The organism is Vibrio pacinii DSM 19139 (assembly GCF_000711795.1).
Classification (GTDB): Bacteria; Pseudomonadota; Gammaproteobacteria; order Enterobacterales; family Vibrionaceae; genus Vibrio; species Vibrio pacinii.
The window spans coordinates 54,399-68,146 of record NZ_JONH01000012.1 but is presented as its reverse complement, the minus strand read 5'-3'; the positions used below and the strand labels follow the sequence as shown (position 1 = coordinate 68,146).

The 13,748-nt window shown below is 43.3% G+C and carries 9 protein-coding genes; 1 reads left to right on the top strand and 8 read right to left on the bottom strand.

The annotated features are described in order from the left end of the window. Positions 1–92 precede the first annotated feature (92 nt). Positions 93–1,733 (bottom strand): methyl-accepting chemotaxis protein, encoded by a 1,641-nt coding sequence (locus BS19_RS08475; protein WP_038174632.1) that lies wholly within the window; start codon positions 1,731–1,733, stop codon positions 93–95. Between the two features lie 272 nt (positions 1,734–2,005). Between BS19_RS08475 and BS19_RS08470 the strand changes: the two genes are divergently transcribed. Continuing rightward, a complete protein-coding gene (locus BS19_RS08470) occupies positions 2,006–2,920 on the top strand; it encodes a LysR family transcriptional regulator (RefSeq protein ID WP_038174631.1) in 915 nt (304 codons plus the stop codon). Here BS19_RS08470 and BS19_RS08465 read toward each other — a convergent pair. The 7 genes from BS19_RS08465 to BS19_RS08435 all read right to left on the bottom strand — a co-directional run bounded on the left by BS19_RS08465 (position 2,917) and on the right by BS19_RS08435 (position 13,746). After that, on the bottom strand, positions 2,917–3,783 hold the full coding sequence (locus tag BS19_RS08465) for a YjjW family glycine radical enzyme activase (RefSeq protein WP_038174630.1): 867 nt from the start codon (positions 3,781–3,783) through the stop codon (positions 2,917–2,919). The two genes, BS19_RS08470 and BS19_RS08465, sit on opposite strands and share 4 nt — an antisense overlap. A gap of 9 nt (positions 3,784–3,792) precedes the next feature. Further along, the gene (locus tag BS19_RS08460; RefSeq protein ID WP_038174629.1) at positions 3,793–5,340 is read right to left on the bottom strand and encodes a YjjI family glycine radical enzyme; all 1,548 of its coding nucleotides are present in this window, start codon (positions 5,338–5,340) and stop codon (positions 3,793–3,795) included. Between the two features lie 191 nt (positions 5,341–5,531). Continuing rightward, positions 5,532–7,415, bottom strand: coding sequence for a methyl-accepting chemotaxis protein (locus tag BS19_RS08455; RefSeq protein ID WP_038174627.1), 1,884 nt, complete (start codon positions 7,413–7,415; stop codon positions 5,532–5,534). A 220-nt stretch (positions 7,416–7,635) separates the two neighbouring features. Further along, positions 7,636–8,196, bottom strand: a complete 561-nt coding sequence (locus BS19_RS08450; RefSeq protein ID WP_038174625.1) for a sugar O-acetyltransferase — start codon at positions 8,194–8,196, stop codon at positions 7,636–7,638. A gap of 143 nt (positions 8,197–8,339) precedes the next feature. Then, on the bottom strand, positions 8,340–8,696 hold the full coding sequence (locus BS19_RS08445) for a PilZ domain-containing protein (protein ID WP_038174624.1): 357 nt from the start codon (positions 8,694–8,696) through the stop codon (positions 8,340–8,342). Between the two features lie 297 nt (positions 8,697–8,993). Beyond that, entirely contained in the window at positions 8,994–10,049 is a 1,056-nt protein-coding gene (locus BS19_RS08440; RefSeq protein WP_038174623.1) for a tetratricopeptide repeat protein, read from the bottom strand. After that, positions 10,033–13,746 (bottom strand): LysM peptidoglycan-binding domain-containing protein, encoded by a 3,714-nt coding sequence (locus BS19_RS08435; protein ID WP_038174621.1) that lies wholly within the window; start codon positions 13,744–13,746, stop codon positions 10,033–10,035. The genes BS19_RS08440 and BS19_RS08435 overlap by 17 nt, the downstream gene beginning before the upstream one ends. Between the last annotated feature and the right edge of the window lie 2 nt (positions 13,747–13,748).

Sequence of the window (13,748 nt, the reverse complement as noted above, 5' to 3'; positions counted from 1 at the left end):
ACCATGTTGAGGCTTTTTTGATCACATATACACCGTAATTGAGTAGGCGTAGTCAAAGGTATTGTGAGGTGCCTAATTAGGAAGTACTGCCCTTACAATTTGAAAAAGTCCACTTCTTTTTTCAATTGTGCTGCCAGTGAATTAAGCTCTCGGCTGGCTTGTGCATTAATAGTCATGAACTGGATCGAATCAGCTGACATCGTAGAAATTTGATTCACAGATGAAACAATATGACTTACGACATTAACCTGTTCATGGGTCGCAGTAACAACTCCTCGGATTCGATTAAGGGTATCTTCCGCTTGACGTTCTATATCAACCAATAGCTCACTCGCAAGCGATGTTTTTCTATTTCCTTCCTCAACTTGTGGCTTGGTATCTTCCATAGCCTTAACACTTAAGGCAGTCTGTGCTTGGACTTGATTGATTAATGATTCTATCTGCGAAGTAGCCTCACCTGTACGTTGAGCGAGTTGACGAACTTCATCAGCAACCACAGCAAAGCCACGTCCCGATTCACCAGCACGAGCTGCTTCAATAGCAGCATTAAGCGCCAGCAAATTGGTTTGTTCCGAAATGCCACTAATCACATTGACGATGCCACCAATATCTCCAACTTTGGCTTCAAGAAGTTGAACTTGTTCAACCGTTCCGTTGACCGTTTTTGCTATCTGATCCATCTGCTGCGCAACAGCAAAAACTAACTCACGTCCCTCTCGAGCATTTTCAGTCGTCATCAAAGAGTTGCTTTCCGTTTGATTGGCAATATCCGCAACTTGGTCAATGCTATGGCGCATCTCCTCTAGTTGAGTAACAGTCTTGTTAGTCAATGAGGCCTGCTGTTGTGCGGAATCTAATACTTGGCTGGAACCATCTGCAACTTCCTGCGAGGAAGCGGCAATATCCTGTGAAGCCCCAACAATATTGGTGACAATATTGGTCAACGTTCGTGACATAAACGAAAGCGATTCAATAATACTGTCTTGGTAACTGGTTTTGTATGAGTGAGCCAAATTTCCTGAAGCCATTTCCCGAATAGCTTCTTGTGCTTCATATGGTTCACCACCCAGTGAAATCTGAAAACTACGCTCAATAAGCAGAGCGACAATTACCGAAATAACAAGAGCCAGACCTGACAACCAAAGCATTAAGGTCTGAAAACCTCCCGCCTCCGCTCTAACTTCTGGCGTCAGTTGTTGGTTAAGCGATTCCTGATAATCGATAAACTGATTAATCGCAGCTAACCATTCAACAAATGCTGGCCTTGCTTGATCCAAGACCATACTGATAGTCTGCTTATTCGCCTTTTTATCAGTAATAATTTTACTTATTAGTGGAAGCGTCTCTCGCTGAATATTCTCTATCTTCATCAAAATAGAACGCTCACTTTCGGTAAAGACAACTCCTGAATTGAGCATTGATTTCATCCCCATCTCAGACTCTGCATAAAAACGCTCAAGATTTTGGATTTGATCTTCCAATTGAGTTAGTTCCGAAGCATTCCTTGCTATAGCCACATCGCGAATAGCGATCGCACGGTCATGGACACTGCCTCGAAAATTAATCGCAAAACGCTGTTTCTGGGCATTAATGTCAGTCATTTGAGATAATGAAGAGTCAATTAAGTTAACTTTCTGTATTCCTAAAGTGGTTAGGAGTATCAAAAGCAGTACTAAGATACCAAAACCAAATGCTAAACGGGTTTTCACTTTTAGTCGCAGCAAAAAATTCATTTTGTTTCCTCTTCGCTTCAGCGTAATCAGAGATATAAACATAAAACTTGTATTTATCAGCTTTTACGAATGAAATGCGAATAAAGTTTTAAAAGTTGAAAATTAATTTACCAATATGACATCTAAACCATATTGCGTTCAAAATTAGAATATCTTAATTGAGTCGAGCTTTAGCATAAATCTAGGGGTACACTTGCTTAGAGAATCTCACTCTATCAATTTACAGCATAAAACGTTATAACTGCTTATTGTTGTTCGTATTATTGAACTCTATGGACTATATCACCCTTTCCCGTATCAGTTTGAAACACCTGACAGTTTTGCATGTCCTGCTAAGTACTCATAGCGTGACAGGCGCGGCCGAGATCTTGTGCGTCACCCCATCAAGCGTCAGCAAAAATCTGTCTCTATTACGTACACAACTCAATGATGAATTGTTCTATCGTGATAATGGCAGCCTGATCCCGACGCAATTTGCTTTAAGCATTGGCCCTGAAATTCACAAGATTTTATCTGCGATGAATGGCATTCTTCATCAAGGTGATTTTTCACCACAGCAATTTTCCGGTTCCATTTCTCTTTCAATGCGAGAGAGCACCTTTGAACTGTTTGCACCGAAAATCGTCCAGATTTCTCAACAACTTTCGAATTCTCGCTGTCTTAATGTGTTCGCTAAAGAGCAGTTAAGTTTTGAGGCGCTGAGCCGCGGACAAGTGGATTTTATGTTGCTCCCTCATGATGTCAGTCAACCACCAACTCGCAGTCGTGATCTTATGTGGCAACAAGTGCTTGCAGATGAAATGGTATGTTTGATGAGCCCGAAGCACCCGCTGGTTGATAAACCGATGAACATTGAACATTACTTAAGCTGTTATCACATAGGCATCTTAGACAAAGATCTGTCTGAGCCTTATTTTGAGCAAAATCTGACTCAGCAATATGGATCAAGAAAGCTCGCTTTATCGGTCGCTGATTTTGGCGCTGGTGCAGTGTTATGCCATCAAACCGAGTTACTTTTAACATGCTCAAAAATGTGGGCGCAACATGCCTTGCAAGCTAAAGGCTTGGTCACAAAATCGCTGCCCTTTGACTATGGTAAAGTTGCATACAGCTTAGTCTGGAATCCAGCCAGCCTTAACGAACCTGCACTGAACTGGCTTCATACCCAATTCACCACCGAGGATTAAGTGTAGACGCTTGGAGTAATAATGGTGTGAGAGATTCGTTGCGCCAGTTTTGCGCGCAATGATTCAATTTGCGCTTCATTGCATTTTGGCCATTCAAGCGCTTGACCAATAACGCCGTGATGTTGAAATGCATTCAGACGGATGATCACCTGCTTAGGGAATGTGCCGATCAGTTCTGCGATGGCTTGTACCTCGTCCTCGAGATCAGTAACGCCCGGAATATGAAGAAGTCGAAGTTCGTGCAGTTTGTCTAGGCTCGCCAGATAGCGTATCGATGTTATCACTCGGTGGTTATCACGACCGACTAACCATTGGTGAGTATCGTTTTGCCATGCTTTCAAATCAATCATAGCGCCGTCGAGTACCGGAGCGAGTTTTTGCCATCCGACTTGATTGAGGTAGCCGTTGCTGTCAACAAAGCAGCTAAGGTGTTTAAGTTGTTGGTTGCGTTTTATTTGCGTAAACAGCTCAATAACAAACGGCAACTGCAACGTGGCTTCACCTCCTGAAACGGTAATCCCGCTAATAAAACCGCATTGCTTTTCGATAACATCCAGCAACTCAGTGACGCTGTAACTAGATATTTTTGGATTTGATTGATGAAGACAGGTATTAATACAAATATCACAATGTGTGCACAGTGATTCATCCCATATGACGTGATTATCGTTGTCGATTGTTAACGCATGCGTCGGGCAATGCTCTACACAATCGCCACAATGATTGCAGTGGTTAATCGTATGCGGATTATGGCAACTGACACAGTTGAAATTGCACCCTTGCATGAAGATGACCAGGCGATTACCCGGTCCATCAACACAAGAAAAACGCAGTATGCGGCTAACTTTGGCGCGTTTTGTCATAATTCTTGCTCACGACGTCGTATAAACTGGCGTGCTCTCTAAGCTAGCAACACGCGGTTTTCTATCGAGAATCGCTGTATTTTTGGCCGCTTCGGTGCCGAGAAAGGTGGTGTTGTTACGTGAGCCCTGTTTGGCAAACTTCTCAATATCAGACAGTTTAACCATGTAGCCCGTAACTCTTACCAAGTCATTGGAATCGACATTAGCGGTGAACTCTCTATAGCCCATATTCAGCGCCCCTTTGCACAGATTGTACATGGCTTCGCGATTCGATTTCACCGTTTCATCAATGGTTAAGATGTCACTGATACCTGAGGTATAGTACTGGTGATGTTGAGCTGTTGCCTGAACGTAGCTAACCGGATCTGGTTCGTTTCCATATGGGATACGCACACCTGGTGTGACATCTTGATCAAGGCTTATCCCACCTTGCGCATGCAGCAACGCCTTACCATTGAGGCCATATTTCACTGGCAAACTATCAACTAACTCAGCCAGTTTAGATGATATTGTATGTGCCAATTGGTTCGCTTGTTGGTCATGACCATAGCGTCCCGATCGTCCTTCTTTTTCAATCAAAAGATTTACCGCTTCAGCCATACCATAAATTCCAAACATTGGTGCAAAGCGTGCTTCTTCAATCAGCCCCTCAGTGGTCAGAAATCCTTGAAAGAAATTCGATTTTTCATGGAGATAGGTTGAGCGCGCATCAATCAACTCAATCATAAGCTCACTGTACATCGGCAATAATTGCGTGAGGAAGTGTGCCGGGTTCTCAGCTAACTGCGCGATCTGCTTAAGGTTCATCCGCACTAACGTGTTTGAACCTCCAGCCAATGGTAAGGAGTTATAACAACTGACAATTCCGAAGCGCTTTTCACCATAAGCGGCGGCATGCATAGGATAGTTGGCAATATGGGGTTTGCTGCATTCGCATATATTGTCGGTCGCTTGACGTAGCAGATCATCTGGCGTTATCTCTGGGTCATACATAAACGTTAGGTTTGGCGCAATTTGCTTAAGCTCAGCATCAATACGCAAAATCATTCGACAAATAATATTGTCACTTGGGCCAATATTGACATGCATAAACGCATCCGGCAGGGTTCGATCAAGCATGATCCAAAAACGCTTTAGCTTTTGATATACCTGCTGCTCTGATAGGTCGCCAACATAAGCAAGTAACACATCGTCTAGTTGTCCAAGGTAAACTGGTATATTAGTCACAGACGGTACATGGTGATAGAGAATGGTCAGCAGGTTAAGTGCATCGTCAAAGTCTTGCGCTGGTTCTAATTCAAGATAGTCAGAGCCTTGATCGAGAAACTTGGCATAATCAGGCAATACATAGCGCGGCTTAAAGGGCGCATGGCCTTCAAACATATCGCATAGAATGCCTTTCTCCATAGCATTCTTAACCTGCTGTGAAACAGTCAGATACGGCAAACTTGCCTCAGCCTCTAGCGCTAAAAACTGATTTTTCTGTTTCACACCAAGGTGAGGATCGTTAACAATAGACGTAATACGCGACTGGAACGCTTGATATAAATCGGACATGGCTATAATTCCCTAAAATTTTTATGGATTTTATATCAGCCACATCATGTCCACGATTGAAATTACATCCTACTAATATTTCCAATTTGGAAACTAGTTACGATTTGGACATGATTTGCGATTAAGATATTGATGGTAATAAAAAGGCCTCACTGAAAGCGAGGCCTAGACAAGCACTAAAGTTAAACAGATTACAATTTGAAGCGTTGAATCTCTTGCTCTAATTCATGTGACAATTCGGATAGTTGAGCGGCCTGAGCGGCAGCATCGTGCGCTTCATCAGCAAGTTCATTCGATACGTCACGGATACCCACCGTATTGCGAGTGATCTCAGAGGTCACAGATGCTTGCTCTTCAGCCGCCGAAGCAATCTGCGTAGCCATATCGCTAATACGCTCAACCGCTGTTTGAATTTGAGTCAAACTCACTGCCGCAGAATCAGCATCCGACACACTGGTATCTGCCAGTTGACGACTATCATCCATAATGCCGACCGCCTTGCCTGTGGTCGACTGGAGCGTTTCAATCATCTGCTGAATTTCTTTGGTCGAAGCGTGTGTACGTTGGCTAAGTACACGAACTTCATCAGCCACCACGGCAAAACCACGACCTTGCTCACCAGCACGTGCCGCTTCAATCGCAGCATTTAATGCTAAAAGGTTGGTTTGCTCAGCGATATCTTGGATGGTACCTAAAATCGTACTAATACTGTGTCCATGTGTTTCTAGTTCTTGGATGACGTCTGTCGCTACCTGCACTTCTGTTGCCAAGTTCTTAATTGAACCCTGAGTTCGAACCACTTGCTCGCCACCGTGCACACACGCCGTTACCGCTTCCGTTGAGTTTTGTGCGGTATTGTCGGCATTACCAGCAATTTCTTGCGTCGCCGCCGCCATCTCATTAATCGCCGTTGCGACCATATTGATTTCGTCTTGTTGCAAACGAATACGCGAGCTACGCTCTTCAGCTTGCTGAGCGGTCTGCTTTGATTGTTCAGAAAGTGAGGCAGAAACGAGGCTTAGTTTAGATACCATGGTGTGCATGTTGCCAACGAAGGTGTTGAAGTTAGTTGCAAGTTGGCCCACCTCATCATCACTGCGCGGTTCAAGGCGTTGCGTAAGATCGCCTTCACCTGAAGCAATTTCTTCAAGAGCTTTCGAGACGCGGCCTAAATCGCGGAATAAGAAGCTGACCAACCAAGAAACAAGGGCAATGACAATCAACGTAATGATGATGGCCGTAACAATCAGGCTGGTCAGCAATTCACTTTGCGCCGCTTCCTCTGTTGCACGATCCATTTCAATGGCAAAAATCCATGGCGTATTTTCGACTTGACGGAAGAAGTACAACTTCTGCTGGCCTTTACGTTCAATCTGTTCAATTTTGCCCGAGTTAGCCGCATCTTCGATCGCGCGAAGCGTAAACTGCTTCGATAACGTTGTGACCGGCTTAAGCGATAACGCATTATCAGGGTGTGCAAGGAAAGTACCATCTTGAGTATCAATTAGCATTGCGTAAGCATTTTTGCCCGCATCAAGATTGATAACATCGTTGACGAGTTGGTCAATCAGTACATCTGCACCAACGACACCAACAAATTTACCATTACTACGAATAGGCTCGGCAATGGTGACCAACAACGCGTTAGTGATTGCATCTTTATACGCCGTGGTAATAATTTGCTTACCTGCGTTGTTCGCATCTATATACCAAGGACGCACACGAGGATCGTAGTCGGCACGGTTACGCTCCGGATGAGAACGGTACATACCGCCCTCTGGTGTACCAAGAAATATATCGTCAAAACCACCAGCATTGCGTGCTTGCTGCAAAAAAGGAACAACGTTCACTTCTTGGCTGTAGTCATTAAATGCAGAGGCAATATCTTCACGAATCGAGATCCAATCTGAGATACCTGCAGAAGCTGCATTCGCTAGGCTTTCTGCTCGTGCGTGAACGCCATTTTGAGTTTGTTTTTTTAGCTGATCAGCAGACAGCCAAGTCAACGCGCTTGCCATCAACACCACAGCCAACAGGCTTGAGCCGATGAGTTTTTGCTTAAGAGTGAGTTTCATAGAGTTTCTTATTGATAATAGGAACAGACAGGGCGCGAATTTTATAATCAAATAGCTGAATATGCACGCAATAATATAGGACGATTGGGTCAAGATAACTTATTGTTATTATGTTTATTTTTTGACGTCATTACTCTGTCGCCGAATGAATATTCGGCGACCAATTTCAGTCGATTTGACGTATCTATGAGCAGGTATGGATTGTTTACTAAGTGGTTTACTAAAGCGGCGTTTTATCATCAAGTCGGCGGATGAGCCTGGCTGGCGTCCCACCATACAAACAGTCTGAGGGTACATCACTATTGACGACCGAATTAGCAGCAATCACCGAACGTGCACCAATTGTAACACCTTGATTGATAACCGAGTTGCCTCCGATCCAAACATCGTTTTCAACCGTGATAGGTAAACAAAAGGTTTCCCATAAACGACGGCTTCGATAATCCAGAGAGTGACCAGCAGTATAGAACTGTACGCTAGGGCCAATTAACACATGGTTGCCAATGGTGATCTTCGCACCGTCTAACATCACGACATTCATGTTGATGAACGTGCTGTCACCTATTTCAATGGTTTTGCCAAATTCACATTGAAACGGTGGCTGGACCATACTATTGCCTATTTTCCCAAGCAGTGCCGTGAGTAGTTGGTGTCTTTGCTCTGTTTCCAGACACAAATTCAGTTGCTGTAAAGTCTTGGCGGCTTGTGTTCTGATCTGATCAACTTCGTGCGAGGCACCATCAAAGGGTTCGCCTGCCATCATTTTTTCTAACTCAGACATCTCGAATTCCTACATCTATCTTCGATACAGGTAGCATAACGCGTTGACGAGATTGAAAAAGAGTAAAAAAAGCAGAAATCCTTTCCGGGTTTCTGCTCTTGAGAGATGAGTATGATTAATTGTGCGGCTTTGTGGAATTTTTCTTAAGCCGCCGTCCCGCGTAAACGTTCAAAAAAAGAGGGGTACTTTTGTCTGATGTGGCGCTGTTGGTCGACCATAATCTTGAATGTCGGCCCTTTACGCAATTGCAGTACGACTTCATCGTTGTCAAAACGGAGCACGGCACCTTCGATGGGAATACTATGGTCACCATGCAAGTTGAGTACGCCTTTCATAGTTAACCCTTTGTACATAGAGGTAAAATTATTCAAGACCATTCGTATCCCGCCCTCAGATACTTCGGTCACTTGAAACATCTCATCAGCAAAGCGCACATATGGCCTAGCCCGCTTGGGGTATTTCAACCGGTAATATTGACGCTTCTGTTCAATGTCGCTCATGGTCGTACTCCTCGTAACACATGGCTACAGCTTATCCTTAATTATAGTCGGTTACGCGTGAACCGATAATTGATCAAATAAATCTAACATACTAAGACTGATATCGACAAATTCACTGGTTTCTTTAGTGACGTGCGTTGAGTGTGGGTATTTGGTTCACTCAGCGTAATGAATGAACCAATCTGACCTTTCGCTCCAGATTGAAGCACTTAGTGCTTAAAATACTAGGCTTTACACACGCCCGTAAACACATCGGGCACTGAGAAGTTAGTTTAGGTACTGCTGTGTAGTCAGTAATCAATCCACCCAGTCATCACGGCTAGTAAAACCATCGATATATACCATTGGCGTTATATCATTCATGAATAACTTAACTTTTTCATTTACCTTTGCTCTTTCTTCTTCATTCAAAGTATGAACATCAAAAGCATATTGTCCTGACAAGCCTTTATAGAGAGCATTATAGAAGTATTTCTCTTCAGATTCTTTTTTAGAATAAAGATATTTATATTCCACTGTCTTTGTTGAGCCCAGTTTTAACGCTATATTTATTAATCTCTCACTCTCTTCCTGTGCTGTATCCTTTAACAATGAGGATAATTTATATATGGCAGGTATATAATTATTATTGGCGGAAATTGTTAACAAATCGATGGCTAACTGGTACTGCTCTGGTGTTTTAGCTTCAGACTTACCTTTACTCGGCGAATAAATTAAAATGGTATTTACGTAGTCCATCAAGGGTTGGTAGTAATGCGCTTGTGAGAATCGAATCACTTCTTGAATATACTGAGCCCTAGTTTCTTTCGATTGGTCTAACTGTTGCTGTTTCAGTAAAAAATATTGAGCACGCAGATCGCCTTGCTCAGCGACGGCTTTAAAAAGCTCGATCGCTTTATTGAAATTTTCTTCCGTACACGTTTTTTTACCAAAGTACGCCAAGCATCCTTTGCCTAATGGTGACAATTCATAATACGCATATGGATTCCCTTGATTAGCGGAAAGCTCATACAGATTAATAGCTCTTGGTATAGACTTAACACTCGCTTGGTAAATCATTTTTGCCACCCAAAAAGGGGCTTCAGAATCGTTTTTATCAACTAAAATCATCAACTTTTCATAGGCTGACTTTGTATCTCCATGTTGGATATTAACCAATATGTCATACATTTTATCTCCCGGCTTTACGGTGCTTGAGATATAAGGATCATCCGATTTTTTATTAATATTTTCGGTAATAAATGACTGAAAAAGTGCAATATCATCCTGTGGGTTAGGCTTGCAAGCAATTAGCCCAACCATAACACTCAGCAGTAAGACAAGACGGACAAGTCGATTAAGATAAAGCGTCATAAATACTCCAATTGATAATAATTTCATCCGTTTGTACGAGATCGTAGTGATTGGGCGCAAGCCCCGTTTCTTTTATCACTTGTGCTTTTTGGCCTACTACCGGATTTTGCACCAGACCGATCGGGTAAGCAAAATACTCGGTTGGTTTTTTAATACCCGTTAGTAGGCCGCTTTGGTACGACTCATCATAACGAGTTAGCACCATGTTTTTACAAAGTTTTTCACTAACCTCATCAAAATTTCGAGAAGTTATCTTATTCTCACTTAAATCAAATTCTTTCACAAACCTAGCCAAATTAAGCCACTGCGCTTGATAGGTTTGCCATTCCACCTGATGGTCTTTTTTGCCTGCGGGAAGTTTGCCCATCGCAATCAAAGTTTCTTTCCACTGCCTCTGGTTCGCTTCCTCACCAACACTCTTATCCACCGCTAACCATTGCATAATTTGCACAATTGCTTCTGCCTGCTTCAGATTATTTTCTAATGCGGTGAAGCGTTCAGTACCTCTACTTTGCTTCTGAACTAAAGAGATAAACAAGTTACTTAATGTTTCAGGAGGTAATTGGGTTATCCATTTTTTGGTTTGATTTATGATTAACGGATCATCAGAAAACATGCGTCCTGCTAAAAACGGCGCATACTCTTTACTTAGTACCTGTTGCTTATAACCAGCCAATACAGTCACCGGCATAAGTAGCACCTGCGCCAAATTCAAACCTAAGCCTACCGCTAGAGTCATCAGGTCATTGAGTTCGTTGAACGTGTCATTGACCCCGTTGGCATCCGCCTCGCCAAAAATCGCTAAACGGCGAAAATGGCTTTGCTTTAATACCCCAAGTAAGCAACCAATAAATTCATCGGCGGCGTAGGCATCCAGATTAATCGCCACTTTACCACTACAACCTGGCCCAACAACCAAACCCGCTGAAGCGACCAAGATGATAACCCCACCTTGGATCAGCAAACGAAACTCAGCATGATAACCGGCACCAAATGAGCCAGACAGTTTACCATCAATCGAGCCTAATTTTTTCGCAGCTTTGGGTGTATTACTCTGAGTAACATATTTTACCTCAGGGGGTGCCCAGTAAACCGTTGCACCTAAAGTGCCTCCCGCTTCCACTCCAGCAAACGCATCGACAGAAACCGCAGCTTCCCCTGCATAACCAGCAGCTTTGGCACTTGCTAGGTTCGCTCCGGGTAAGGCATAGCCATTATAAACATTGGCATCTAAAAGCCCTATCGTGCTGCCTTTAATACCAAAACCCTCACTCACATCACTCGGGCCTATGGCTACCTTAGCGCTTAATTGACATGAAGCCGCCGCCAGACCATAAACTGAACCAGCAATACAAACCCGCAGATCACCGGCTTCATATGTGTGTTCATGACCGTTTTTATCGATATAAGTTAAGTTAACTCCATACCCTTTCACTTTTTCGACCTGCTCTTCCTTCACCATTTTATTTTCTGGTACAAGCGGGAGCCAAAATGAAAAACTGAGCTGACCTTGTAGGGCGGTGAACTGAGCCGATATTGCCCCTGAGCTGCCGATATCACGCCGTTTTTTGCTTAAAGTTTGATAGGAGCTTAAAGGGGTATTAAGTTCGGTCTCCGCCTTAGTTGATAAACGCAGCAACTGCGCACCAGCATCGACAGAATAGGCGGACGTTTCACCATTCGGCCCAATGCCGCCTTGGTGATGATAACTATCTTGCCAAAAGGCAGTATCAAACCCAGCACTGGCTTTTAATGGCATTAAATCTACTTTACTTTCAGGCTTGGTGAGCGCTGTGAGTGCGTCCTCCAAAGACCCTGCTTCCACAATGTTTTTTCCGTTTGATTGCGGCGCATTAAAGGTGATTTTTTCAGTAATGACTCGAACGTGCCCCGCCGCTAAGATAGACAGTGGATCGCCATTACTCTCTGGCATTAACCAGTGTGGACCCCGAATGTAGAACACTTTACCATCCGAGAGCAAACAGCATTCCACCGCTTGAATGTCGTTGGTTCCGGCTTTATTGATAAAGCCCGACTTATGCTTTTCCTTAGGCTCAAACGTAGTTTCATCCCATAACAAAGTAAGTGCCGGCGGCATCTGGCCCGCATTGCCCAACGTAAACTCTAAACTACCAGCGCCTTGCGCCGCCTTGTTTTGAGCCAAAGATTTTAGATAATTCAAGCGAGCGAGAGCGATTTTTTTAACCCAAAGCAATCGCCTAAATAACTCATCAATAGGGGTTGAGCTGCTAGTACCCAAAACTTGTGACAGTGCGTTTTTATGCTTAATTACAGTGGCATTAACAACCGCGATCAATGCTTTTGCTGTGAAATAAGACCACGCTGCTGGGCCTTTAACTATTCTATCGAGATCGACGGCCACACTATCATTATCAAATTGGTCCCCTGCGGTTTCCACATATAAGTCGTTGATCAGTTGACTGTTATTGATAATGTCTAAGGCATCCCCCGATTCTCGCCAATGCTTCACTTTTTTTAACGCTTCGGGTCCGCAGGCTACGCCTGACTCCCCTTCTAATTGGTCAATAGTTAAACATTGCTCTTTAATGACGAAACCATAGTGGTTGATGCTTTTTAGGCCCATTGCAGCTACAAACTGCTTTTGTTTATCAAGAAATGCTTGCTGCTCTTTACTATCGAGCGAAGTCATGCGAGCCCCTTGCTCTAGAGCTTGTTGTAACCGTGTTGGCCACTGCTTTAAATAAGCCCGAGAGTGTTGATAACTGCTGCGCAGCAATTGCTGATCTGATTTATCACGGTTTAGATGCAGTTGCTGTATCAATAAGGCCAATGTTTTTTGATGGGCACTGGTAAAATATTCGAGCTTTTTATCGTAAACAAATTTACTGCCGTCATCTGCAACATGATTTTTGGCCGCCTTTTCAGCCGCTTTTTCTAGTCTTTCGACCTCTTCTTCAATTTTTTTAATCACCAGTATCCGTAACTGTTGATTAATGTTTTTTTCAAACAAAGGGCCTTCGGGTGATGGCCGATATAAAGAGCTGAACTTTCCGTAGTATAAATGGGTGTTTTTTGCTTGTTCTCGATTAGATAACTTCTCGCGAGTTTCTTCCAGCGGCACTCCAATCTGTCTAGCCACTGTGATCAAATAATCATTCGGATTGGTTCCATCTACTCTGAATGCTTCATTTTTGATCACTAACTTAGCAAGCAACAGGGCCTGATATTTTTCAGCATCGACTGAAGTCATAAACTGTTCGTGAACTTTGGCGGCAAACTTTGAGATCAACCCCAACTTATTGAGATTTTTCATAGTGGCTTGTGAATCATTCTCGACAATGGCTTGCGCCATGTATGCCCTTTCTTCCTCAACCTTTTCTTTTGCTTGCTTAGTCAGTGCATACCACGCTTTTTTGCCTGTCTTAGGGTGAGCAGGAATATACAAAATATCATCGTATTGCTTGGACGGCTGACACGTATCATTTCCACCGTTCAAAGCCGTTGGCGGCTCAACCAATTCAATACGCGAACCGTCAAATTCAATTGGCTTGGTTAAATCTGGCGGCAGTCTTAAGACGTTACCTTCATAAATCAGATTAGGATCTTTAATTTGTTCGCTGTTAAGTTTGATCAACTCATCAATTGGAATATTGAAACGCTGAGCAAGCAAGCTTAAGCTATCATTTTTTAAAATCGTATAGGCATTATTGGACATGT

Excerpts from the sequence above, each read along its gene's own strand:
- BS19_RS08465 (WP_038174630.1), bottom strand. The coding sequence starts at position 3,783 with ATGACAAAACGCGCCAAAGTTAGCCGCATACTGCGTTTTTCTTGTGTT.
- BS19_RS08475 (WP_038174632.1), bottom strand. The coding sequence starts at position 1,733 with ATGAATTTTTTGCTGCGACTAAAAGTGAAAACCCGTTTAGCATTTGGT.
- BS19_RS08440 (WP_038174623.1), bottom strand. The coding sequence starts at position 10,049 with ATGACGCTTTATCTTAATCGACTTGTCCGTCTTGTCTTACTGCTGAGT.
- BS19_RS08455 (WP_038174627.1), bottom strand. The coding sequence starts at position 7,415 with ATGAAACTCACTCTTAAGCAAAAACTCATCGGCTCAAGCCTGTTGGCT.
- BS19_RS08460 (WP_038174629.1), bottom strand. The coding sequence starts at position 5,340 with ATGTCCGATTTATATCAAGCGTTCCAGTCGCGTATTACGTCTATTGTT.
- BS19_RS08450 (WP_038174625.1), bottom strand. The coding sequence starts at position 8,196 with ATGTCTGAGTTAGAAAAAATGATGGCAGGCGAACCCTTTGATGGTGCC.
- BS19_RS08445 (WP_038174624.1), bottom strand. The coding sequence starts at position 8,696 with ATGAGCGACATTGAACAGAAGCGTCAATATTACCGGTTGAAATACCCC.
- BS19_RS08470 (WP_038174631.1), top strand. The coding sequence starts at position 2,006 with ATGGACTATATCACCCTTTCCCGTATCAGTTTGAAACACCTGACAGTT.
- BS19_RS08435 (WP_038174621.1), bottom strand. The coding sequence starts at position 13,746 with ATGTCCAATAATGCCTATACGATTTTAAAAAATGATAGCTTAAGCTTG.